Genomic DNA, 22,646 nt, shown 5'->3' with positions numbered 1-22,646 from the left:
TTGTCACGTGAGTTCTTCGGAGAAGGTCGGTCAAACTTTCGGTAGGGCACGCAAACGTGGTGAATTGCGTATCTACCTCGGCGCTGCGCCTGGCGTCGGAAAGACCTTCGCGATGCTCGGTGAGGCTCATCGGCGTCGAGATCGTGGCTGTGACGTGGTCGCGGCCGTCGTGGAGACACACGGCCGCGCCCGCACCGCGGCGCAGATCGGAGACCTCGAAACAGTGCCGCCCAAGCTGGTGGATTATCGCGGAACACGGATGCCGGAACTGGACGTCGAGGCCGTGTTGGCTCGGCGTCCGGCCCTTGTCCTGGTGGACGAGTTGGCACATACCAACACGCCAGGGAGCAAGAATCACAAGCGCTGGCAGGACGTACAGGAACTGCTCGAAGCCGGGATCGACGTTCTGTCCACGGTCAACGTGCAACACCTCGAAAGCCTCAACGACGTTGTCGCGCACATCACCGGCGTGGTTCAGCAGGAGACGGTTCCGGACGCGGTAGTGCGTAGTGCGGCGCAGGTCGAGCTGGTCGACATCACCCCGGAGGCGCTGCGCCGCAGACTTTCTCACGGAAACGTGTATTCACCGGAACGGGTCGATGCGGCCTTGGGCAATTACTTCAGACGCGGAAACCTCACGGCGCTACGCGAACTGGCACTGCTGTGGGTGGCCGATCAGGTGGACGCCGCACTGGCGAAATACCGGGCCGAGAACAAGATTACCGATACCTGGGAGGCGCGCGAGCGTGTCGTCGTTGCCGTGACCGGGGGACCGGAGTCGGAAACCCTGGTACGACGCGCATCTCGAATCGCGTCGAAGTCGAGCGCCGAGCTGATGGTGGTCCACGTCGTACGCGGTGACGGACTCACCGGTGTCTCGGCCCCCGAGATGGGCAAGGTGCGCGCGTTGGCTGTCGGAGTCGGCGCCACGCTTCACACTGTTGTCGGTGACGACGTACCGTCGACGCTCCTCGAGTTCGCGCGTGAGGAGAACGCCACACAGTTGGTGCTGGGAACGTCGCGGCGTTCCCGCCTGGCTCGCATCCTCGACGAGGGGATCGGCGCTGCGGTGGTTCAGCAGTCCGGTGGTATCGACGTTCACATGGTCACGCACGAGGAAGCGACGGCGCGACGACGCATTTCGGTGCTGGGGCGCTCGGAGCGCCGGGTCCTGTCGTGGATTGCGGCGATCGTCGTGCCTTCGCTCGCGGCCGCGATCATGGGTCTCGTCGACCGAATCTCCGGGGTCAACGGCGAGAACGCGCTGTTCTTCGTCGTGGTCGTTCTGGTCGCCCTCCTCGGCGGCGTCGGCCCGGCGATATTGTCGGCCCTGATCTCGGGACTGCTGCTCAATTACTTCTTCACCGATCCGCGGTACAGCTTCACCATCGCCGAACCTGACAACTTCATCACCACTGTCGTGCTGTTGATCGTGGCTGTGGCAGTTGCCGTTCTGGTCGACGCCGCAGCAAAGCGCGCCCGCGAGGCGAAGCGCGCATCCGAGGAAGCCGAACTGCTCACACTGTTCGCGGGATCAGTTCTCCGCGGAGCGGATCTGTCGACACTTCTGGCGAAGGCACTCGAAATCTATCGCCAGCGAGGGGTTTCCGTCATTCATCACGACGACGGAGTCATCGCCGCCGTGGGTACGCAGCCGCCGACCACGGACGACGAAGCGGATACGGTCTGTGAGGTCAACGACGGGGAATACGCGCTGTTGTTGGCTGGGCCCGACCTGAGTGCGCGGGATCGACGAGTGCTGACGGTGGTGGCTCACCAAGCAGTTGGGATGATCCGCCAGGAGAAACTGACAGTCGAGGCGAGCAAGGCTGCCGCGCTCACCGAGGCTGATCAACTGCGTCGAGCCCTGCTGTCAGCGGTAAGCCATGACCTGCGAACGCCTCTCGCCGGAGTGAAGGCGGCGGTGTCGAGTCTGCGCAGCGACGACATCGAGTTCTCGCCCGAAGACACCGCTGAATTGTTGGCAACCATCGAGGAGTCGGCGGATCAGTTGACGGCGCTGGTCGGGAACTTGCTCGACTCGTCCCGACTTGCCGCCGGGGTGGTGAAACCCACGCTGCGGCCGGTGTATCTGGACGAGGTGGTTCACCGCGCGTTGCTGGGCCTCGGCATCGGTGGACGCTCGGATTCGCGGGCTCGAAGTGTAGTCGTCGACGTGGGTACCGTTGCAGTGCAAGCAGATCAAGGTCTGCTCGAGCGGGTGATTGCGAACATCGTCGACAACGCTCTGCGCTACGGGGGAGAAACCCCGGTGCGCGTCGGGGCGGCGCAACTCGGTGATCGTGTGGTGATCAGTGTTGCCGATACGGGCCCAGGTGTTCCGCGAGGTGAGGCCGAAACGATGTTCCAGCCGTTCCAACGGATGGGAGATCGCGACAACACCGGCGGAGTGGGCCTCGGACTTTCCGTGGTGCGCGGATTTGTCGATGCGATGGGCGGAACGGTCAGCGCCACAGACACACCTGGTGGGGGATTGACGATGATCGTGGAGTTGGCTGCGGCCGGTACGAATGGGAATGGATCATGAGTCGAATCCTGGTAGTGGACGACGAACCGCAGATTCTGCGAGCTCTGCGTATCAATCTTTCGGTGCGCGGGTACGAGGTGGTGACCGCGTCGACGGGCGCCGGTGCCTTGCGGGCTGCTGCCGAGCGTCCACCGGACGTCGTGGTACTCGATCTCGGACTGCCCGACATGGACGGCACCGAAGTGCTTGCCGGCCTGCGTGGCTGGTGCACGGCGCCGGTCATCGTGCTGTCGGCGCGCACGGATTCCGCGGACAAGGTCGAGGCTCTCGACGCCGGTGCGGACGACTACGTCACCAAGCCCTTCGGGATGGACGAGTTTCTGGCCCGCGTGCGCGCTGCGGCGAGGCGGGGAACCTCCGCGGCGGACACTTCGGAACCGTCGGTCGAGACCGCGTCCTTCACGGTGGACTTGGCTGCGAAAACAGTGAGTCGGCGCGGTGAACAGGTGCACCTGACTCCGACCGAGTGGGGCATGCTCGAGATGCTTGTGCGCAACCGCGGAAAGCTGGTCGGGCAGAAGGAGTTGCTTCGGGAAGTGTGGGGACCGGCGTACGACACCGAGACCCACTATCTACGTGTCTACCTGGCTCAACTTCGTCGGAAGCTCGAGGATGACCCGGCGAACCCCAAGCATCTGATCACCGAGGCAGGAATGGGTTATCGATTCGTGGTGTGAGAAGCCAGGTCAGAGCACAACTACCAATTTGCCACGTGCCGTACCGGCTTCCATCTTGGCATGTGCTCGCGCGATGTCCTCGAACGCGAACACCTCGTCGATCGGTACCACCGCCTCGCCTGACGCCACAGCGGAGAGGAAGTCTTGCAGTACGTCGGCAGGCAGGTCGGACGCGTCCCCACCGTACGAGGTCAATCGCACTCCGCGTGGAATGTAGTCGATCGGATAAAAGTCTTTGACTGTCCACTCGTTGGACAGCATTCCCGTGAAACACACGGTGCCGTGAACGCGGGTCGCGCGCAACGTGTCGGGAAGTGTTGGTGTTCCGACCAATTCGAGGGCCAGATCAACACCGCCCGGGAGGATGTCTCGAACCTGGCCGGCCACAGCACCGTCGTCGACGATAACGTGGTCAACCCCGATCGCGGTCAACGACGACGCTTTGTTCGCATCTCGGGTGGTCGCAAGGACAGTGAGTCCCCACTGCTTCGCCAGGACTGCGGTTGCCATGCCGACCGAGGAGGTTCCTCCCCGGATCAACAGGGATTGACCGGATTTCGCGTCCAGTCCTACCGTCAGCGAGCCGTAGGACGTTTGCAGCATCTCGGGAACAGCTCCCACTGTCGACCAGTCCAGTTCGCTCGAGAAGGGAACGACCTGACTGACGGGAACGCACGTGTACTCGGCATAACCGCCGTCGAACGTCCTCCCCATCCCACCCATCATGGCGGCGACTTGCCGGCCTTCGGTGAGCTCCCCGCCGGGGCAGTTCACCACTTCGCCGACGGCCTCGATGCCCAGCACCCTCGGGAATGTCACGCCTTCGGCGAGGCCGAGGCGGGTGTGAAGTTCGGATCGATTGAGGCCGAATGCCTTCACCCGGACCAGTACCCAGCCCGCAATCGGCACCGGTATCGGAATCACTTTGATAGTCAATGCTTCTGGCGGGCCGGGGGCGTCGAGCACGATTGCGCGCATTGTGTCGGTCATGCTTTTTCCTTCGTGGTCGGTGTCAGGTTTCGATTGGCTTCACGCAGCGTGGCCAGTGTGGCGCCGAATCGATCGAGAGCGTCGGGCGTCAGCACGGAACCGAGACGGCGCTCCAATTCGCCGTCGAACGTTGCCTTCGCCCGCCGCAACAGCTCATTGCCCTCGGGAGTCAACTCGATGAGTGAGGATCGTTTGTCGGTGGGATTGGATTTTCGACGGCAGTGTCCAGCCGCTTCGATTCGATCCACCAGCTTGCTCGTGCCACCGACGGTGATCGCGAGGGCCTCGGCGATGTCGAAGACCCGACAGGAGCCGAGCCTGTCGATGATCTGCATCGGCTCGAATCGACTCAGTGGCAGGTCGTGCTCGATTCGGAGTCGCTGGTCGACGGCCGTCCACAGTTCGGTTTCGAAGCGGACGAGGTTGTCGAAGTGCCTGCTCAGTGCTGATCTGGTCAAGAGCAGACTCCGAACCGATATGCATTCCGTGGAATCATTTTCTCACCGTACGCCCGATTCGTGATTAATTCCATGGAATCTATTTGCGGCCTTTCATTGTGTCGGTGGCGCATGGGAACATATGTTCGTGTCGCATGAACCGCTGGATCAAGAAACGCCAGGTAATCACCCTGGCGGTGCTCGTTCCGGCGGTAATCATTCTGGCGGTAGTCGGTCCACAGGTGACGCAACAATCCTGCATGCGGACCTCGATTCGTTCTACGCATCAGTCGAGCAACGCGTCGACCCGACTCTGGCCGGCAGGCCGGTCATCGTCGGTGGTGGGGTGGTCTTGGCGGCAAGCTACGAGGCCAAGGCGTTCGGGGTTCGCACAGCCATGAGCGGTGGTCAGGCCCGATCACTGTGTCCTCAGGCGATAGTCGTCCCTCCGCGAATGTCGGCGTACTCGCAGGCGAGCAAAGACGTGTTCGACGTCTTTCACGACACGTCGCCGCTGGTCGAAGGAATCTCCATAGACGAGGCCTTTCTCGAGGTCGGCGGGCTCGCCAAGATCGTGGGAAACCCGCTGCAGATCGGAGCCAACCTCAGACGCGATGTGGCCGAGCAGGTCGGACTACCGATCACGGTCGGAATCGCACGCACCAAGTTCCTGGCCAAGGTCGCCAGTGCATTCGCGAAACCCGACGGATTGCTGCGAGTGCCGCCGGAGGGCGAGACCGAGTTCCTGCATCCCTTGCCGGTCGAGAAGCTGTGGGGCGTCGGCAAGATCACGGCCCAGAAGCTGCGAAACTTCGACATCGTGACGGTGGGTGACATCGCTCGGCACGACGAATCCTCGATCGTCTCGATTCTCGGGGGCGGCGCCGGTCGCCATCTCTACGCACTCTCACACAATCGAGATCCGCGCCCCGTCCGCGCCTATCGTGGCCGCAGTTCGATGGGTGCTCAGCATGCGCTGGGTCGCGGATCCCATCCCCGCGCAGAACTCGATGCGTCGTTGATGTCCCTTGTCGACCGTGTCAGTCGACGCATGCGTTCGGCGCAGCGGACGGGGCGCACGGTCACGCTCCGGCTCCGCTTCGCGGATTTCACGCGGGCAACTCGATCTCACACGCTGCGCCGGTCCACCGCCGACACAGCGGAATTGCTGAGCGCCTCGATGGTGCTGCTGGACGAAGCGATACCGATGATCGCGGACAAGGGCATCACGTTGATCGGTGTCGCTGTCTCCAACCTGGATCGGGACGGCGCCGAACAACTCGAATTGCCCTTCGACGGTCCAGGATTCGCGGGTCCGGACACTGCCGCCCTCGACTCGGCAATGGACAGTGTCCGGAAGAAGTTCGGCTCCGCGGCCCTCACGAGGGGAGTGCTCCTGGGACGCGATCCGGATCTGTCGGTGCCGCTACTGCCGGACTAGGTGAGGTTTTCTCGCAGAGTCGCTCCCTCGTATTCGCGACGGAACAACCCACGCGCCTGCAGCACTGGAATCACGTGATCGACAAAATCTTCCAGGCCCTGCGGATAGGTCGGCGGCATCAGATTGAAACCGTCGGCACCGCGGCCGTTCAACCAGGATCCCATCTCGTCGGCAATCGACTCCGGTGTTCCGATCATCGTTGCGTGACCACCACCCGCAGCGAGCGTCCCGAGGAGTTCCCGCACAGTCGGTGCGTCCTTCTCGACGATCCGCAAAATAGTGGCGTAGCGGCCCTGCGGCCCGGTGAACGCTTCGAGTGGAGGCAACGGGGGCACGGGCCCGTCGAGATCCCAGTTCTCGCAATCCTGTCCGGTGAACAACGAGAGTTGGCGTATCGACTGTTCGGTGGGCAGCAGGAGATCGAGTTCGGCCTTCTTCGCCCTGGCCTCGGCGACGGTGCTGCCGACGTAGGTGACCAGTCCCGGCATCACGGCGACCGAACTCGAATCCCGGCCGGCTCGCTCGATTCTCGATTTCACGTCCGCGTAGTAGGCCTGTGCGCTGGGTAAGTCGTAGGCAACCGAATAGATTGCCTCGGCGCGACGCGCCGCCAGATCGCGACCCTGCTCGGACGCCCCGGCCTGAAACAAAACCGGTCTGCCCTGCGGGGATCGAGGAACCGTCAACGGGCCGTCGACACGAAAATGCTTGCCGTCGTGATCGATGCGAGAAATCTTGCCTGCGTCGGCAAAACGTCCCGCCCGGTCGAGGATCAGCGCGTCTTCCGACCACGAATCCCACAATGCGAGGGCCACTTCGACAAATTCGTCGGCTCGTTCATATCGGGAGGCGTGATCGGGCATCGCCTCGAGTCCGTGGTTGCGCGCCTCCTGGTCGAACATCGAGGTCACGACGTTCCAGCCGGCCCGTCCGCCGCTGATGTGGTCGAGCGAGGCCAACAGTCGTGCCGCGTGGAATGGCGTGTAGAAAGTGGTGGAAATGGTGGTCACCAGGCCGATGTCCGCTGTCGCTCGCGCCATGGCAGTCAATGCGGTGATCGGCTCGAGAAACCACGACGCACCCGACTCGGGTTCGCGAACACTGTGACCGTCAGCGAAGAAGACGGCGTCCAGCTTGCCGCGTTCGGCGATCTGGGCGAGCGACTCGTAATACGTGATGCCGCCGAGACTTTCGACCGGTGAGTCGCGATGACGCCATGCCGCACTGTGATGTCCGCAACCGAGCAGGAACGCACCTATCCGCAGCTGTGCGCCCATCAGTTCTTGACGAGTCCGCCGTCGACAACCAGGTTCTGGCCGGTCACGGCCCGTGACCATGGTGAGGCGAAAAAGAGTGCAGCGTCGGCAAATTCGTCCGGCGTGGTGACTCGGCGCAGGGGAGTGCTTGCCGCGATCATGTCGAACACGGCTTCCGGTGTTGCGGCGCTCGCATCGGTGGTGCGGAGCAAGCCGCCCGAGACCATGTTGACTGTGATCCCGTCCGGACCGAGGTCGGCGGACAGCGTCCGTGTCAGTGCCAACAGTGCGGCCTTGGCAGCGGTGTAGTCGTGGTACGGAACTACCGGATTCTGGACCAGATTGGTTCCGACAGTGATGATTCGGCCGAAGCCGAGTTCGCGCATGCCTGGTAGCGCTGCCTGGGTGGTATTGAGTGTTCCGGCAACAGCTCCGCGTAGTTGAGAGTCGAAGTCGGCCCAGGTGATCGTGTCCGCGTTCGGCCGGGCATCGCCGTTGAACGAGAAGTCGACCAGTGCATTGTCGACCACGGTCGAGATCGGTGCGTCGAATCTCTCGCGTGCAGCGGAGAACAACTGGTCGACGGAACTGCGGTCCGTCACGTCCGCCTGGACTGCGAAGGCTCGATCCTCACCCAGTTCGGTGACCAGGGTCTCGGCGGTGTCACGGCTCTTGTTGTAGTTCACGATCACCCGGGCCCCCGAGCGGGAGAATGCTCGGCTCAGTGCGGCGCCGAGCCCGCGGGCGCCACCGGTGATCAGAACGATCTGCTCGTCCAGGTTCAATGCGCGCTGAAATTGCTGTTCGGTCATGTCGACATCCCTCCGCCAGTGCTAACTGGTCAGGTTCATCGGGTCTGATCTCAGCCGACTTTTTCGGCACCCCGTGTCACCGACCATCAGACCACGAGCGGTGAATCGTCCTGAACGCCGGGTGCGTTGTAACGGCCGGCGCGATGAGTTTTCGATCGCTCGGGAGTCGTAATTGCAAGCGAAGTGGCAACCGGCCGCTCGCCTTCGCCCCAGGAGATTCCGATGACCACCCAGCCCGTCCACAACGAAACTGTTTCCGGTAACGCCACGACGACGACACCTTCGGCCACGGCTCGCAAGCTCGGATACGTCCTGAGTGGGCTGTTCGTCGTTTTCATGCTCTTCGACGGCATCATCCACATTCTCAACCTTCAGACAGTCAAGGATGCGTCGGCTGAACTTGGGTTGCCGGACTCGCTGGCATTGACGGCTGGGGTGGTGCAACTGATCTGCCTTGCGCTGTACGTGATTCCGCGAACGTCGATACTCGGCGCGATTCTGCTCACCGGTTACCTGGGGGGAGCGGTGTTGACCAACCTTCGAGCTGAACAGCCTCTGCTGAGCACGACCCTGTTTGCCGTCTACACCGGAATCGTCATGTGGGCGGGACTGTATCTCCGGGACGAGAAGGTTCGCGAGATCATCCCGCTGCGTCGGGCCTGAAATAGGCCCCCGAGGGGGTTGCGTGGGACGCGGTGTCCCATTATGTTTGACCTCATTCAAGTCCGTCGACTGCAATCGACGGACTGGCCGTGAGGAGACACCGATGGCTCGGTCAGCGTCGATCGAAGTGGAAAAGCCGTACCACCAGGTACTGCAGACTTTGTCCGAGGGCTCAGTTGCCCGCAGTTTCGATCCCTATCTCGACATCGACTGGGATTCACCAGAGTTCGCGATCGATCCGCATGATCCGAGATGGGTGCTCTCGTCCGTGTCGGACCCCCTCGGGGCGACGCAGTGGTACCAGGATCAGTCGTTGGAGCGTCGAATCGCCATGGGAATGTGGCGTCAGGCGAACGTGACCAAGGTGGGTTCGGCCTTCGAGAGCATCTTGATCCGGGGAATGCTGCAATACATCATGGCGCTACCCAACCAGTCGCCTGAGTTCCGGTACTGCCTGCACGAGATGACCGAAGAGTGCAATCATATCCAGATGTTCCAGGAACTCGTCAATCGCATGGACATCGACGTGCCGGGTATGCGTCCGATGTTCCGGCGACTGTCGCCGATCATCGGAGTGCTGGGAGCAAAGTTCCCGGTCATCTTCTTCATCGGCATTCTGGCTGGTGAAGAACCGATCGACCACTTCCAGAAGGATCTCATCCGTGAGGGTAAGGACACGCCGCCGGCGATGCTCCGCACCATGGAGATCCACATCGCCGAAGAAGCGAGACACATCTCGTTTGCTCACGAGTTCCTGCGCAATCACGTCCCCAGACTCAGTCGTACGAGTCGAGCCATCACATCGGTCGCCTTCCCCGGCGCGATGCGTTGGCTTGCGGGTGAAATCATGTCACCGCCAAAGGAATTCGCCGAAGAATTCGGAATCCCGGACGAGGTGATGAAGAGCGCCTTCTGGGGGAGCCCGCATTCACGCCGCATCCTGGGTAACTACTTCGGCGAAATGCGAGCCCTGGCAGACGAACTCGGATTGATGAATCCGGTGTCGAAGCGTGCGTGGCGAAAGCTGCGCATCGACGGCGACTACGCCCGCTACCGCGGCGAGCCGAAGCGTTCCGACAAGACCCGGATCTAGTCCGGCCGCGAAGTTCCTCCGTCGGAGGACACCAGCTCGGCTATGAGCGTGGACAATTCGACATGGGGATCGATCTGTAGTCCGCTCGAGCGGGCAACGCCGTCGAACATGTACCAGGTGTATTTCGCGAGGTCGGCGACGATCTCTTCGCGGCTCGGTTTCGGATCGGTGCTTCGGACCCAGTGGGTGAGCGTGCCCTCGACCATTGTCACCACTGCGAACGGTAGTGAATCGAAGGGTGAGGAGTCGATCCCCACGGATCGACCGACTTCGGTGATAGTGGTGCGGGCGGAGTCGGCGATTGTGGCCTTCAGACTGCTGATCGCGTCGATGCTCTCGTCGTCGTAGTCGGTGGGGCCGGTACCCATGAACTCGTGAATCCGCGGATGCTCGGTGATCCACTCGGCGACGGCGCTGATGGTTCGGGTCAGGATCTGGTCGAGAGTGCCTACCGAAATGCTCATCGAAGCATCCAGGGCCGCCGCAAATTGGCCGAGCACGAACGCTCGCACTCGTCGATCGAGGTCGTCTCGGCCGCTGAATTGGCGGTACACCACCGACTTGGCGAGGCCGGCACGATCGGCGATCTGCTGGACGGACACCTCGGCACCTGCCGCACGCTCTTCGATCAGTTCGACCGCCGAGGTGAGTATCCGTTTCTGACGCTCGGAGTTGTGTCGCTCCCACCGCGCTTCGCGACCGGTCAACTCTGCAGTGACAGGTTGCACAATTGCGTCGCTCGGCATCGCGCCAGTCTATCCGGACGGACCTGCCGTGTTTCCGACTTGTCATCGGGCGCGGCATCGGGATCGGTCGTCGGTACAACGTGGGACACTGGTCGAGTGAGGTTGTATCGAGACACGGCGGTGGTGCTGCGCCTGCACAAACTGGGCGAAGCCGACCACATCGTCACGTTGCTCACCCGTCAGTTCGGGTTGGTACGTGCCGTGGCCAAAGGTGTCCGCCGAACCACCTCCAAATTCGGTGCCAGACTCGAACCGTTTGCTCACATCGACGTGCAACTACTTCCGGGCAAGAATCTCGACATCATCACTCAGGTGCAGACGGTCGACGCATTCGCCACCGACATCGTCGACGACTACAGCCGGTACACCACGGCCTGCGCCGTACTCGAAACTGCCGAGCGGTTGGCCGGCGAGGAACGCGCGCCGGCCCCGCAGCTTCAGCGATTGACGGTGGGAGCACTGCGTGCGATCGCCGAGCAGGCACGACCGGTCGAGTTCGTGCTCGACGCGTTCTTGTTGAGAGCCATGGGCTATGCGGGTTGGGCGCCTGCCCTCGAAGAGTGCGCCCGCTGCAGTGCTCCTGGACCGCACCGGGCCTTTCATGTCGCCGCAGGCGGAGCCGTGTGTACCTATTGCCGCCCGGCGGGTGCTGCGACGCCGTCGCCCGGAGTGCTCGACTTGATGGAAGCCCTGCTCCGAGGGGAGTGGGAGGGTACCGATTCGGCGCCCGCGACGCTGCGGACGCAAGCCAGCGGACTGGTCGCGGCACACCTGCAGTGGCATCTCGAGCGCCAATTGCGGACGTTGCCGCTGATCGAGCGTTCGAGGCCGCATGCAGCCGTCGAGGTCGACTTGCCCGTGAGGCAGGATGGAACACGTGATTCGACGACGCGAACCGCGAACTCCGCTTGATTCTGCTGCTGACCGGGTGATCCGACCACCGGACCCACATCCGTCCGGGGCGACCCCGCCGATCCTGCAGACCGAACTGATCCCGCGCCACGTCGCTTTGGTGATGGACGGCAACGGACGATGGGCGCAGGAGCGCGGTCTGCCCCGAACCGCTGGGCACGAACGCGGCGAAGCTGTCCTGATGGACACCGTCTGCGGGTGCATCGAGATGGGTGTCGAGTGGCTCTCCGCTTACGCCTTCTCCACCGAGAACTGGAAGCGCAGTCCCGACGAGGTTCGATTCCTGATGGGCTTCAACCGTGATGTCATCCGCCGTCGACGCGACGAGATGAACGAAATGGGTGTGCGTGTTCGCTGGGCCGGTCGTAAGCCACGCCTGTGGGCCAGCGTGATCAAGGAACTCGAGATCGCCGAAGAACTGACCAAGAACAACACCGTCATGAACTTGACCATGTGTGTGAACTACGGCGGCCGGGCCGAAATTGCCGATGCGGTAAAGGAAATCGCGAAGCGTGTCGCGGCCGGTGAGATCAATCCGGACAAGATCACCGAGGCGACGGTTGCCAAGTACCTCGACGAACCCGACATGCCCGACGTCGATCTCTTCCTGCGTCCGTCGGGGGAACAGCGGACGTCCAATTTCTTGATCTGGCAATCCGCCTACGCCGAAATGGTGTACCAGGAGAAGCTGTTTCCCGATTTCGACCGCCGCGACCTTTGGGCCGCCTGCGTCGAGTACGCCTCACGTGACCGTAGATTCGGTGGCGTCAAATGACAGGGGAGAACATGACCGACACCACCGACGAAGCAGCCCGCCTACAAGAACGCGCGGCCGCCTCGCTGGCGCATTTCGTGACGGTCGATGTGGCTGCCGACGGATCACTGGGTTTCCAGTACTCCGGCGCGCTGTGTTCCATCCAGGCGATGAATCTGTCCGAGGGTCTGGACGTGCTGTCCATGACGTGCGTTCTCGCATGGGACCGACCGGTCAGCGCGGCACTGCATCGCAAGGTGGCCGAGCGAAATCGCACCATCCAATTCGGCTCCATCGCGGTGTTCGGCCACGGCAGTCTGGCGGACGTCATCCTGCGTTACACGTTCCCTGCCGCCGGACTGGACGACGAGGCACTGACCACGATGTTGCTACTGGCGCTCACCGGTGCCGATACCGCCCGGCAGGGTTTGATTCCCTGACGCTCTCAGGCGGCGGCGCAGTCGCGGCAGGTGCCGAAGATCTCGACGGTGTGACTCACTTCGGTGAAACCGTTGTCCTCGGCGATGGTCTGTGACCACTGCTCGACTGTCGGGCCCTCGACCTCGACGGTGAATCCGCAGTTGCGGCACACCAGGTGATGGTGGTGCCCGGAGGAGCAGCGTCGGTAGACGGACTCACCTGTGTCGGTGCGTAGGACGTCGATGGTTCCGGCGTCGGAGAGTGCCTGCAGCGTGCGGTAGACGGTGGTCAGGCCGATGCCTTCACCTCGCTTGCGCAGTTCGTCGTGCAATTCCTGTGCCGACTTGAATTCGTCGATGTCGTCGAGCAAGGCGGAGATGGCGCTGCGCTGTTTCGTGGAACGAACGCCGACTGTGGCCGGTCCACGTTTCGAGGTCGTACTGCCCGGGGTGTTCATGCGGTGGAATCTCATCCTTCTTCGGCGTGGGCGACAGCGTCGACGACGATGTGTGCAAGGTGATCGTCGACGAGTCGATAGAGAACTTCTCGTCCGTTGCGTTCGCCGCGGACGACGCCCGCTGCTTTGAGTACGCGCAGATGCTGGCTGATGAGTGGCTGAGTGACACCGAGAGCTCCGACGAGTTCGTGAACGCAACGCTCCGACTCGTGCAACTGAAGCACGATCGCGATCCGAACGGGTGCAGCGAGCGCCCGCAGAATTTCGCCGGCTGCCGCCAGGGTTTCCTTGGGCGGCACGGGCGCGGGCGGTGCGGCTTCGAACGGGTCGTGCGTGTGTCCGAGGTCGGAATGATCATGGCTTTGGTGGAGATCGCCGGTATCCGCAATGCTCACAGCGAGGCTCCTTCGAGGGGTAGATCATGATGTCCGGGCATAGCCATCTCACCACATTATTGCAAATCACTTTCATTTTGATATGCACAAGTATGCATGTCAACCTTGGACGGAAGTGCGTGGCAGCCGCCAGATAGGCTGATGGTGCGAAAAGCGCACGAAAATCATGCATCTATTACCCAGATGGAGAGCAATCGAGTGGCACCCAAGTCCAAGATCGAAGCCGTTGTCAATCTCGCCAAGCGGCGAGGCCTGGTCTACCCGTGCGGTGAGATCTACGGCGGTACCAAGTCCGCATGGGACTACGGCCCATTGGGTGTCGAGCTCAAGGAGAACATCAAGCGCCAGTGGTGGCGCAACATGGTCACCAGCCGCGAGGACGTTGTCGGCCTCGACTCGTCGGTGATTCTGCCCCGCGAGGTGTGGGTCGCGTCCGGTCACGTCGGTGTCTTCAACGACCCGCTCGTCGAGTGCCTCAACTGTCACAAGCGTCACCGTCAGGATCACCTGCAGGAGGCGTACGCGGAGAAGAAGAAGCTCGACAACCCGGACGACGTCTCGATGGATGTCATCGGTTGCCCCGATTGCGGCACCGTCGGCCAGTGGACCGAGCCGCGCGACTTCAACATGATGCTCAAGACGTACCTCGGCCCCGTCGAGAGCGAAGAGGGCATGCACTACCTGCGCCCCGAGACCGCACAGGGCATCTTCGTGAACTTCGCCAACGTGCTGACCACCTCGCGTAAGAAGCCGCCGTTCGGCATCGGTCAGATCGGCAAGAGCTTCCGTAACGAGATCACCCCGGGCAACTTCATCTTCCGCACCCGCGAGTTCGAGCAGATGGAGATGGAATTCTTCGTCAAGCCGGGCGAGGACGAGCAGTGGCATCAGTACTGGATCGACTACCGCCTTGACTGGTACACCGGCCTCGGTATCAACAAGGACAACCTGCGTCTGTACGAGCATGCGCCGGAAAAGCTTTCGCACTACTCGAAGGGCACGACCGACATCGAGTACCGCTTCCACTTCCAGGGCAGCGAATGGGGCGAGCTCGAGGGCATCGCGAACCGTACCGACTTCGATCTCTCGACGCACTCCAAGCATTCGGGCACCGAGCTGAACTACTACGACCAGACGACGGGCGAGCGGTACACGCCGTACGTCATCGAGCCGGCGGCCGGTCTCACGCGTTCGCTGATGGCCTTCCTGGTCGACGCCTACACCGAGGACGAGGCGCCCAACTCCAAGGGCGGCGTCGACAAGCGCACAGTGCTCCGCCTGGATCGCCGACTCGCTCCCGTCAAGGCTGCCGTTCTGCCGCTCTCGCGTAACGCGGACCTGACGCCGAAGGCCAAAGATCTTGCAGCGCAGCTGCGTCAGAATTGGAACGTCGAGTTCGACGACGCCGGCGCCATCGGTCGTCGTTACCGTCGCCAGGACGAGATCGGCACACCGTTCTGCATCACGGTCGACTTCGACACTCTCGAAGACCAGGCTGTGACGGTGCGTGAGCGTGACTCCATGGCGCAGGAACGCGTCGCCCTCGATCAGGTGGAAAGCTACCTGGCCGCACGGCTGATCGGCTCCTGATTCTCGTTCGAAGCTGACGGGCGGTCCTTCTCAATCGAGAAGGACCGCCCGTTTTCTCTTTCCCCGATGGTCCTTCAGGCGCAGGATCGAAGTTATGAGAAAACTCAGCGTGACCAACAGCGTGACTCTCGACGGTGTCATGCAGGCGCCCGGTGGGCCGGACGAGGACCGTCGTGGCGGATTCGAGCACGGTGGGTGGGCAGCACCCTTCAACGATTCCGTCATGGCGCAGAAGATGGGGGAGGGGATGGCGAAGAAATCGGCGTTGCTGTTCGGTCGCAGAACTTACGAAAACTTCGCCTCGTACTGGCCGTTTCAGACCGACAATCCGTTTACCGAGGTGCTCGACAACACGCAGAAGTACGTAGCGTCAAGGACTTTGGGTGAACCGCTGCCGTGGAAGAACTCGACCTTGTTGAAAGGTGATGCCGCCGAAGCGGTCGCCACGCTCAAGGAAAGTGAGGGCCCGGATCTGGTGATTCTGGGCAGCGGCGACTTGATCACGTCCTTGGCCGAGCGACGTCTCGTCGACACCTGCACTCTGCTGATACATCCGCTGGTTCTCGGAACCGGGCGCAGATTGTTCCCCGACGGAGCTGCGCTCGCTCAGTTCACCCTCACCGACAGCGTCCCCACGACAACAGGCGTCATCATCGCGACGTATCAGTTGAGCTGAACGCAGTTGAGCTGAACACAGTCGAGCTGAGTACATCAGGGAACTCGCCGAAATGCCGAATCTGCCAGCGCTGAGTTCTGACTGCTTGCGCGCTGGTCGGCGTAACCCAGGGCGCATAGACCCGGACAGCGCGCTTACCGCCGGAGAAGTTCGTCGAGACGATGTCGTGTTCGACGAGGGTTTCGACGGGAAAGACGAAGTGCCCCGAATGCTCTTCGTCGTATACCTTCACCACGAACAGCATCACGCGGTCGCTGGCGTCGAATGGGCGGATGGGCCCGGCCTCGGATCGGCGCCACAGTGTGACGAACTGACCGAGCTTGGTCGGCGTCGTCTTGGCGGTTCGATAGACGGTGGGAAGGCCGTTGACGGTCAGCGTGTGAGCGTCGTACTCAGCACCCTCGGACTCGGGAATCGGTGTGGACCAGGTAAATCCGTCGGCGTTCATCGGCACCGATGATGCCACGAACCACCGACAACCTTCGTGACGAACGCTGTCGGTGGTAGTCCCGATTCAGGCCGAAGGCACCTTGTCGAGAAACCCGAGGACAAGCGTCACCCGGCCGTCGTCGTCGCGTTCGAGTACGTCGAATCCGTCGATCAGTGACTCGGCCCCCGACGGGCCGAGAGCCCAACCGAATCGGGCCTGTCGGTGATGCGCGTCCACAGGTCCGACGAGGGTGAAGTGCATGCCCGGAAATTGTTGCTGCACAGCGTTGATCATCGCGCCGATCTGATCGTATCCGGTGACGTCCGCGAGCGGATCGGTGTAGCGACCGCCGGGTGCGAACAATTGCTCGACCCGTGCTTTACGGGCGGTGGTATCGGTTTCGTTCCACATGTCGATGTAGGCGTCGGCGATTGCGTCGAAGTCGCTCATGGTCGCTCCCTTGATCAGTTTCCGGTGGTGAATGTCCGGCGGCCTCGCCGGCTGAGACCACTGTTCCTCCGAAACTGCGTCGGGTCGATTACCTCTGAGGTCATGGCCTCGGCTACCTCGGGTCGCTAACTTGAAAGAATGACCTTCGAGACGATGGACGTGGGCTCCGAACTCAAGCGGTGGCGGGAGCGGCGAAGGCTCACTCAGTTGGGACTCTCGGCGGCGGCAGGAGTGTCGACCAGGCATCTGAGCTTCATCGAAACCGGCCGCTCCAAGCCGAGCCGGGACATGATTCTTCACCTGTCCGAATGTCTGGATGTTCCTCTACGACAACAGAACACGCTTCTGCTGGCAAGTGGCCACGCGCCGGAGTACTCGCAGAAGTCGTTGGCAGAAGCGCCGATGTCAGCGGTGAGTGAGGCCATCGATCGCATCATCGACGCGCATGACCCGTATCCGGCCGTGGTGGTCGATCAGCAGTGGGAGATGGTCGCCGGGAACCAGGCCGTGGGAATTTTGACCGCGGGCGCCGCTGATTTCCTCCTGGAACCACCGGTGAACGTATTGCGTCTGAGCTTGCATCCCGAGGGCATGGCGCCGCGGATCGTGAACCTCGCGCAGTGGCGGGCCCACCTGCTCACAAGGCTGGCTCGGGAAGTGGAGGTCAGTGCGGATGCGCAGCTGTCGTCGTTGCTCGACGAGCTGCGCGCCTATCCGAGCGGCGGAGACTGGCACGACGACCGCGCGAATTCCCTGCTGGTTCCGTTGCGTGTACGCGTCGGCGATACCGAACTGGCGATGTTCAGCACCACCACCGTGTTCGGTACGCCGCGCGACGTCACGCTCGCAGAGATTGCGATCGAATCGTTCTACCCGTCGGACACGCAGACGGCCGACTACTTTCGATCGGCCGCCGAGGTCACAGGGACTTCTTGCCGAACTTGAGCTTCCACGGCACCAGTGCAGACTCCAACTGAACCGAGAGACTCATCTTGGAGACGCCTTCGGTGCGCTCCTCGAAGCGGATGGGCGTTTCGGCGATCTTCATGCCGCGCTGAACAACTCGGTAGTTCATCTCGACCTGGAACGCGTAGCCGTTGCTCTGCACCGATTCGACGTCGATGTCGCGCAAGGTCTTTGCATGCCACGCCTTGAAGCCGGCGGTCGCATCCTTGACGTGCAGTCGCAGAATAGCGTTGACGTAGAAGTTCGCCCAGGCGGACAAGGCCTTGCGGTGCCACGGCCAGTCGCCGGCGACTGCGCCGCCTTCGACGTAGCGGGAGCCGAGAACGACTGCCGCGTCGGTAGTGGTGAGGATCTCGATCATGGCGGGGATCGCTTCGGACGGGTGCGAGAGATCTGCGTCCATCTGAATGACGATGTCTGCGTTCTCTGCCAGAGCCCGGCTCATGCCCGCGACGTAAGCACGGCCGAGTCCGTCCTTGACCGTGCGGTGAAGCACTCCGACCGGGATGGGACCGTCGATACCCAACTTGTCCGCAACCTCGCCCGTTCCGTCGGGGGAGTTGTCATCCACCACGAGGACGTGCAGGTTCGGGATCTTCAACGCGGCGAGGCGATCGACGAGCTTTGGCAGGTTCTCACGCTCGTTGTATGTAGGTACAACGACGGTTATCTGCGGGGCGACGCTTTCCATAACACCTTCGTATGATCTGTGATCCCGACTTGCCGGATGAAGCGTACGACGAGTGCGGTCGTGAACAAAGTAGGGATTTTACTACCTCGACGGGATCCGTCAGAACCGGCCGCCGCCGCCTCGACTGGTTCGGCCGCCGCCCCCGCCGCCGAAACCACCGCCGCCGCCACCGCGACCGGAGCGTCCGCTGCTGCTCGGTCCGCCGTACGAGCGGGGCCCTCCGCCACCTCGCAGAATGCTGTTGATCAGGATGCCGCCGAGGATCGCTCCCGTCGCATCGCCGCCGCCACCGCGGGGTCGTTGGTTTGCTTCCCAGGTGTTGACGTCGTTCTGCGCGGCGCGAAGTGAGTGCGTCGCCAAGGTGGTCGCGGCCTGGGCGTGTTGCAGTGCCTTCGACGGATCCGAGGCCTGCAATTGCTGGGCCGCCTGCAGGTGCCGCTGAGCCTCGGCGTAGCGAGTGCGCGCCTCCGCCCCGATCGCGCCGCGCCTGGTTCCGAGGAAGTCGCCTGCAGCGGTCACCTGAGCCTGTGCGGCCAGAATGTCCTGGGCGAGGCGCTGCTGTGCACGTTCGAGCTGCTGCTTCTGCTCCTGAGCGTCGGCAAGAAGCGCGTCGAGTTGGGCGTCGGCTGCGACGATCTGGTTGAAGGCTGTCAGCGGATCGCTGTCCTTCGACGTCTGAGCATTCGCCAACGCTGCCTGGGCTGCGGCCTTCGCGTCCGCCAACTTCTGCCCGCCTTGCGCCAGGTAAGCGTCCGCAGCGGTGATGCCCTGCTGGACGTCGTCCATCGCGGACGGAAGTGTCGCGATGGCGTTTCGGATGTCGTCGGCGGCGTGATCGACGCCGTCGAGTAGCTTGCGTGCCTGATCGAGGGCGGCTTCGGCCGTGCGAATCGCAGTGACGGCAGCGCCTTGCTTACCGGCCGGCAGTGCCGTCGCGTCTCGTCCTTCCTCGATCGACTTCTCGGCGAGCGTCAGGCGCTCACTCGCCATCGTGACGTTGTTCACGACCGATGCCAGCGTCGGCGCGGGGAATTGATCCTTCAATTTGGTCAGAATCGCCTCGGATTCGGGCAAGCGCACGCTGAGAGAAACAACACTCTGCGTCAACGCATCGAGACGGGCAGGGGCGTTGATGAGAAGGTCGCGAAGCCCGTCGAACTCCTCGACGCGAGCTTCGAGTTCTTGGTCGGCTCGACCGCACGAGGAAATGATGTCGATCAGCATCTGGCGGCGTTGATCGGGAGTTTCGGGGATGGCGTCGTCGAGTCGCTGCCTGATCGCGAAGGCTTCGGCGAGGGTGGCCTTGGCCTTGTCGAATGCTGCCGAGAAGGGTGCGACGGCGGAATCTCCGAACTCGCTGCGGGCCAGGTCGAGTTCCTCCTGGCTGCCGGCGATCGCGTTGTCCGTCTCGACGAGGATCTCCTTCGCGCGTTCGTCGAGCGTCGGCAGCGGGAGTGCATTGAGGCTGGCGATGTCGTCGGGGGAGATGTTCTTCGCGGCTTCGACGCTTGCCTTGTTCTTGTCGTTCTTGCGCTTGCGTGAGTACAGGACCACGCCGCCCGTCCCGACCACCACAGCGCCGCCCGCGATGAGGAGTGTTCCGACTCCCATTCCGCCGCTCGTGTTGTTCGCGTCGCCGAGTGCGCCGGCCGCGGCAATCGCCGCGCCGGTCCAATCATCCTCGGCGAGAGCCGGTTCCACCGCGTCGGTATTGATCGATTCGATGTCGGAATCCGTGATGTTGCGCAGCTCGGCCGGGACGTCGAGGTAGTAAGCGCGCTCTGCCGTGGCAACTGCAAGCAGGACGGACTTCGTGCTCAGCGTCGACTTCGTGGCTGTCTGCTGTGCCCACGCCTGGCCACCCAGGTTGTTGAAATCGGGGACGAACGCGACCCACAGATCGATCTGGTGGTCCTCGCCGAGTTGATCGATCGCGGCTTGTATGTCGCTGCGTTGCCCGGAATCGAGGACCCCGGAGGTGTCGGTGATGTGATTCGGCAACACCATCGGTGCGTCCGCCGAGGCGAGCGCAGGACTGAAGACGAGCGCCAGCAGAGCGAAAATCGCAGCGACGGCGGCGGCGCTTCCCCGACGCCGAACGGGTCGGGTGGTTGTCCGACTCTGCTCTACCGAGGACAACTGCGCGAAGTGTGGTGCGAGGGCCATGACGCAAATCTATCCGTTGTGGCGCGTCGGCATCGGAGGTGATCGCCGCGAACTGGCAGAATTGCGGGAGTGAAACCTGCTTTCGGTAACCGCCCCCACGACCCATCACCCTCACGGGCGGGCGGCTTCGGGGCAGGATTGGCTCGCTGGACGCGCCGACTGATCGCCGGTGCGGTGTTGATGGCCGTGGTTCTGGTCGGGGGTACTGCGTTCCGGGTGTGGCAGGTGGCGCGCATCGACGACACGCGGCCGGCCGACGCGATAATCGTTCTGGGCGCGGCTCAGTATTCCGGCACTCCGTCGTCCGTCTTCGAGGCCCGACTCGAGCAGGCGTACAAGCTGTACAAGCGCGGAGTGGCGCCGCAGATCATCACTGTCGGCGGCAAACAAGAAGGTGACGAGTACACCGAAGCGGCGTCGGGAAAGATGTATCTGACCGATCGCGGAATTCCTTCGAGTGCGATCACCGCGGTGGAGACCGGTTCGGACACACTGCTCAGTATCGACGCGGTGAGCGCCGAGATGTCCTCGCAGGGAATCAATTCCGCTGTCCTGGTCAGTGACCCGTGGCACTCCTTGCGAACGCGGACGATGGCCCGCGACACAGGACTCCAGGCGTGGACCGCACCTACTCGTCAGGGCCCGGCTGTCTTCACCCGCGAATCCCAGTTGCACGGAATCGCTCGCGAAACCGGCGCGCTGCTCTGGTATCAGCTCACGCACTTCTCGGCAGACTTCCCCTACACGGCAGGGCAATAGAGACCATGACAGCTCACACCACCTACGGAGGCGGCACCTACTCCGAACACGACCTCGAACGTCGTGTCGTCGAGGCGCCGAAGCGAGCGGGGTTGCCGGGTTCGCAGATCGCAGCGGCGCAGCATCGTTCGGACTTCTCGCGAGATCGGGCCCGCGTCCAACACTCCGCGGCTTTGCGGCGGCTGGCCGACAAGACCCAGGTTGTCGGCCCGCGCGACGGTGACACGCCTCGTACGCGGTTGACACACTCGATGGAGGTCGCACAGATCGGGCGAGGGATTGCCGACGGACTCGGTTGCGATCCGGACCTGGTGGACCTCGCCGGTCTCGCGCACGACATCGGGCACCCACCGTACGGTCACAACGGCGAGAAGGCCCTCGACGAAGTCGCCAAGGACTGCGGAGGTTTCGAGGGCAATGCGCAGAATCTGCGGATCTTGACCAGCCTCGAACCCAAGATCCTGCGCCCCGACGGTCTGAGCGCAGGCCTCAATCTCACCAGGGCGTCACTCGACGCAGCCATCAAGTATCCCTGGACCCGCCCTGAGCCCGGCGCGAAGTTCGGGGCATACGACGACGACGCAGAGGTGCTCGCCTGGGTTCGCGAGGGAGCGCCCGAGCGACGGCAATGCCTGGAAGCTCAGGTCATGGACTGGGCCGATGACATCGCCTATTCCGTGCACGACGTGGAGGACGGGGTGATCGCAGGCCGCATCGACCTTCGCTCGCTTGCCGATCCGTCCGAGCAGCGCGCACTGGCAGAACTCGGGGCCTCCGAGTTTCGCGGATTGGTAGTCGACGATCTGATCGAAGCCGCCCAACGGCTGTCCGAACTCCCCGTCGTACGCGGGGTCGGAAGTTTCGACGGAACGCTAGGGAGTTCCGTCGCATTGAAGAATCTGACGAGTGAATTGGTGGGACGCTTCGCCACCGCGGCGATCGCCAGCACCCGGCTGACACACGGTGACCGACCCCTCTCGCGCTATCAAGCCGACCTCGACATACCCGAGGCCGTCGCATCCGAGGTGGCGTTGCTCAAGACCGTGGCGCTGTACTACGTGATGTCCGACGTCGGACACAAAGCGCGTCAGGATCGGCAGCGTGATCGTGTTCATCGCGTCGCGGAATGGCTGCTGGCAACTGCGCCGGCCGGGCTCGATCCGATCCTGCTGCCCGCGTGGGAACGCGCCGCAGACGACGGTGCTCGGGTCCGGGTAGTCGTGGATCAGATCGCGTCGTACACGGAGAGTCGGCTGGAACGGGTGGACAAAGCGAGCCTGGGCGCGCAGGCCAGCTGGGGCTGAGCCGCTTACGCCT

At 62.9% G+C, this 22,646-nt stretch carries 24 protein-coding genes and 1 riboswitch; of the genes, 13 read left to right on the top strand and 11 right to left on the bottom strand.

Annotated features, from left to right (window positions below; genetic code table 11):
- The first annotated feature begins 7 nt into the window (after positions 1-7).
- Together AC1Q6C_RS25125 and AC1Q6C_RS25120 are read left to right on the top strand one after the other, a co-directional pair.
- Entirely contained in the window at positions 8-2,548 is a 2,541-nt protein-coding gene (locus tag AC1Q6C_RS25125) for a sensor histidine kinase (protein WP_221742534.1), read from the top strand.
- Positions 2,545-3,225 (top strand): response regulator, encoded by a 681-nt coding sequence (locus AC1Q6C_RS25120; protein ID WP_003944545.1) that lies wholly within the window; start codon positions 2,545-2,547, stop codon positions 3,223-3,225. Before AC1Q6C_RS25125 ends, AC1Q6C_RS25120 begins: the two co-directional genes overlap by 4 nt.
- 9 nt (positions 3,226-3,234) lie before the next feature.
- On the opposite strand, the gene AC1Q6C_RS25115 is transcribed toward AC1Q6C_RS25120, so the two are convergent.
- Together AC1Q6C_RS25115 and AC1Q6C_RS25110 are read right to left on the bottom strand one after the other, a co-directional pair.
- Complete coding sequence (locus AC1Q6C_RS25115) at positions 3,235-4,215, bottom strand: zinc-binding alcohol dehydrogenase family protein (protein WP_030536604.1); 981 nt, start codon at positions 4,213-4,215, stop codon at positions 3,235-3,237.
- Positions 4,212-4,673, bottom strand: a complete 462-nt coding sequence (locus AC1Q6C_RS25110) for a MarR family winged helix-turn-helix transcriptional regulator (protein WP_007731082.1) — start codon at positions 4,671-4,673, stop codon at positions 4,212-4,214. The genes AC1Q6C_RS25115 and AC1Q6C_RS25110 overlap by 4 nt, the downstream gene beginning before the upstream one ends.
- A 121-nt stretch (positions 4,674-4,794) precedes the next feature.
- Between AC1Q6C_RS25110 and dinB the strand changes: the two genes are divergently transcribed.
- Positions 4,795-6,093, top strand: a complete 1,299-nt coding sequence (gene dinB, locus AC1Q6C_RS25105) for a DNA polymerase IV (protein WP_492666868.1) — start codon at positions 4,795-4,797, stop codon at positions 6,091-6,093.
- On the opposite strand, the gene AC1Q6C_RS25100 is transcribed toward dinB, so the two are convergent.
- A complete protein-coding gene (locus tag AC1Q6C_RS25100) occupies positions 6,090-7,370 on the bottom strand; it encodes an LLM class flavin-dependent oxidoreductase (protein WP_230358814.1) in 1,281 nt (426 codons plus the stop codon). The genes dinB and AC1Q6C_RS25100 overlap by 4 nt on opposite strands.
- Positions 7,370-8,134: a 3-oxoacyl-ACP reductase gene (locus AC1Q6C_RS25095; protein WP_412770936.1), complete on the bottom strand. Its 765-nt coding sequence runs from the start codon at positions 8,132-8,134 to the stop codon at positions 7,370-7,372. The genes AC1Q6C_RS25100 and AC1Q6C_RS25095 overlap by 1 nt, the downstream gene beginning before the upstream one ends.
- A gap of 17 nt (positions 8,135-8,151) precedes the next feature.
- Positions 8,152-8,245: riboswitch (TPP riboswitch) on the bottom strand.
- 138 nt (positions 8,246-8,383) lie between these two features.
- Between AC1Q6C_RS25095 and AC1Q6C_RS25090 the strand changes: the two genes are divergently transcribed.
- Positions 8,384-8,824 (top strand): DoxX family protein, encoded by a 441-nt coding sequence (locus AC1Q6C_RS25090; RefSeq protein WP_003944516.1) that lies wholly within the window; start codon positions 8,384-8,386, stop codon positions 8,822-8,824.
- A gap of 103 nt (positions 8,825-8,927) precedes the next feature.
- On the top strand, positions 8,928-9,917 hold the full coding sequence (locus AC1Q6C_RS25085; RefSeq protein ID WP_003944493.1) for an AurF N-oxygenase family protein: 990 nt from the start codon (positions 8,928-8,930) through the stop codon (positions 9,915-9,917).
- Here the strand turns inward: AC1Q6C_RS25085 and AC1Q6C_RS25080 are convergent.
- Positions 9,914-10,663: a TetR/AcrR family transcriptional regulator gene (locus AC1Q6C_RS25080; RefSeq protein ID WP_003944575.1), complete on the bottom strand. Its 750-nt coding sequence runs from the start codon at positions 10,661-10,663 to the stop codon at positions 9,914-9,916. The two genes, AC1Q6C_RS25085 and AC1Q6C_RS25080, sit on opposite strands and share 4 nt — an antisense overlap.
- Before the next feature lie 96 nt (positions 10,664-10,759).
- Between AC1Q6C_RS25080 and recO the strand changes: the two genes are divergently transcribed.
- From recO to AC1Q6C_RS25065, 3 genes are read left to right on the top strand one after another with little or no spacing between them, the layout of a single operon-like run.
- Complete coding sequence (recO, locus tag AC1Q6C_RS25075) at positions 10,760-11,575, top strand: DNA repair protein RecO (protein ID WP_029255636.1); 816 nt, start codon at positions 10,760-10,762, stop codon at positions 11,573-11,575.
- Positions 11,532-12,350, top strand: coding sequence for an isoprenyl transferase (locus AC1Q6C_RS25070; protein ID WP_003944543.1), 819 nt, complete (start codon positions 11,532-11,534; stop codon positions 12,348-12,350). The genes recO and AC1Q6C_RS25070 overlap by 44 nt, the downstream gene beginning before the upstream one ends.
- Positions 12,347-12,769 (top strand): YbjN domain-containing protein, encoded by a 423-nt coding sequence (locus AC1Q6C_RS25065; RefSeq protein ID WP_019749000.1) that lies wholly within the window; start codon positions 12,347-12,349, stop codon positions 12,767-12,769. Before AC1Q6C_RS25070 ends, AC1Q6C_RS25065 begins: the two co-directional genes overlap by 4 nt.
- Before the next feature lie 5 nt (positions 12,770-12,774).
- Here AC1Q6C_RS25065 and AC1Q6C_RS25060 read toward each other — a convergent pair whose 3' ends face one another.
- Positions 12,775-13,206 (bottom strand): Fur family transcriptional regulator, encoded by a 432-nt coding sequence (locus AC1Q6C_RS25060; protein ID WP_003944514.1) that lies wholly within the window; start codon positions 13,204-13,206, stop codon positions 12,775-12,777.
- An 11-nt stretch (positions 13,207-13,217) separates the two neighbouring features.
- Positions 13,218-13,601, bottom strand: a complete 384-nt coding sequence (locus AC1Q6C_RS25055) for an ArsR/SmtB family transcription factor (protein ID WP_412770904.1) — start codon at positions 13,599-13,601, stop codon at positions 13,218-13,220.
- 198 nt (positions 13,602-13,799) lie between these two features.
- On the opposite strand from AC1Q6C_RS25055, the gene AC1Q6C_RS25050 reads away from it, so the two are divergent.
- Positions 13,800-15,191, top strand: a complete 1,392-nt coding sequence (locus AC1Q6C_RS25050; RefSeq protein WP_003944491.1) for a glycine--tRNA ligase — start codon at positions 13,800-13,802, stop codon at positions 15,189-15,191.
- Positions 15,192-15,285: 94 nt separating this feature from the next.
- Positions 15,286-15,867 carry a dihydrofolate reductase family protein gene (locus AC1Q6C_RS25045; protein WP_230358812.1) on the top strand — a complete coding sequence of 194 codons (582 nt, stop codon included), beginning with the start codon at positions 15,286-15,288 and terminating at the stop codon, positions 15,865-15,867.
- Here the strand turns inward: AC1Q6C_RS25045 and AC1Q6C_RS25040 are convergent.
- Together AC1Q6C_RS25040 and AC1Q6C_RS25035 are read right to left on the bottom strand one after the other, a co-directional pair.
- Entirely contained in the window at positions 15,842-16,333 is a 492-nt protein-coding gene (locus AC1Q6C_RS25040) for a MepB family protein (RefSeq protein WP_058227198.1), read from the bottom strand. The two genes, AC1Q6C_RS25045 and AC1Q6C_RS25040, sit on opposite strands and share 26 nt — an antisense overlap.
- 48 nt (positions 16,334-16,381) lie before the next feature.
- On the bottom strand, positions 16,382-16,747 hold the full coding sequence (locus AC1Q6C_RS25035; RefSeq protein ID WP_230358811.1) for a nuclear transport factor 2 family protein: 366 nt from the start codon (positions 16,745-16,747) through the stop codon (positions 16,382-16,384).
- A 138-nt stretch (positions 16,748-16,885) separates the two neighbouring features.
- Here AC1Q6C_RS25035 and AC1Q6C_RS25030 point away from each other — a divergent pair, with 138 nt between their 5' ends.
- Positions 16,886-17,692 (top strand): helix-turn-helix domain-containing protein, encoded by an 807-nt coding sequence (locus tag AC1Q6C_RS25030; protein WP_054827649.1) that lies wholly within the window; start codon positions 16,886-16,888, stop codon positions 17,690-17,692.
- On the opposite strand, the gene AC1Q6C_RS25025 is transcribed toward AC1Q6C_RS25030, so the two are convergent.
- The gene (locus AC1Q6C_RS25025) at positions 17,667-18,404 is read right to left on the bottom strand and encodes a polyprenol monophosphomannose synthase (RefSeq protein ID WP_003944487.1); all 738 of its coding nucleotides are present in this window, start codon (positions 18,402-18,404) and stop codon (positions 17,667-17,669) included. The two genes, AC1Q6C_RS25030 and AC1Q6C_RS25025, sit on opposite strands and share 26 nt — an antisense overlap.
- A gap of 99 nt (positions 18,405-18,503) precedes the next feature.
- Positions 18,504-20,570 carry a TPM domain-containing protein gene (locus AC1Q6C_RS25020; protein ID WP_065456300.1) on the bottom strand — a complete coding sequence of 689 codons (2,067 nt, stop codon included), beginning with the start codon at positions 20,568-20,570 and terminating at the stop codon, positions 18,504-18,506.
- 69 nt (positions 20,571-20,639) lie between these two features.
- Here AC1Q6C_RS25020 and AC1Q6C_RS25015 point away from each other — a divergent pair, with 69 nt between their 5' ends.
- Both AC1Q6C_RS25015 and AC1Q6C_RS25010 read left to right on the top strand, forming a co-directional pair.
- Positions 20,640-21,329, top strand: coding sequence for a YdcF family protein (locus AC1Q6C_RS25015; protein WP_459561750.1), 690 nt, complete (start codon positions 20,640-20,642; stop codon positions 21,327-21,329).
- Positions 21,330-21,334: 5 nt separating this feature from the next.
- On the top strand, positions 21,335-22,633 hold the full coding sequence (locus AC1Q6C_RS25010; RefSeq protein WP_230358810.1) for a deoxyguanosinetriphosphate triphosphohydrolase: 1,299 nt from the start codon (positions 21,335-21,337) through the stop codon (positions 22,631-22,633).
- Positions 22,634-22,646: the final 13 nt, after the last annotated feature.

The organism is Rhodococcus sp. MT28, from assembly GCF_058792695.1.
The sequence above is the reverse complement of the archived record's forward strand: the minus strand, read 5'-3'. Positions and strand labels throughout refer to the sequence as shown.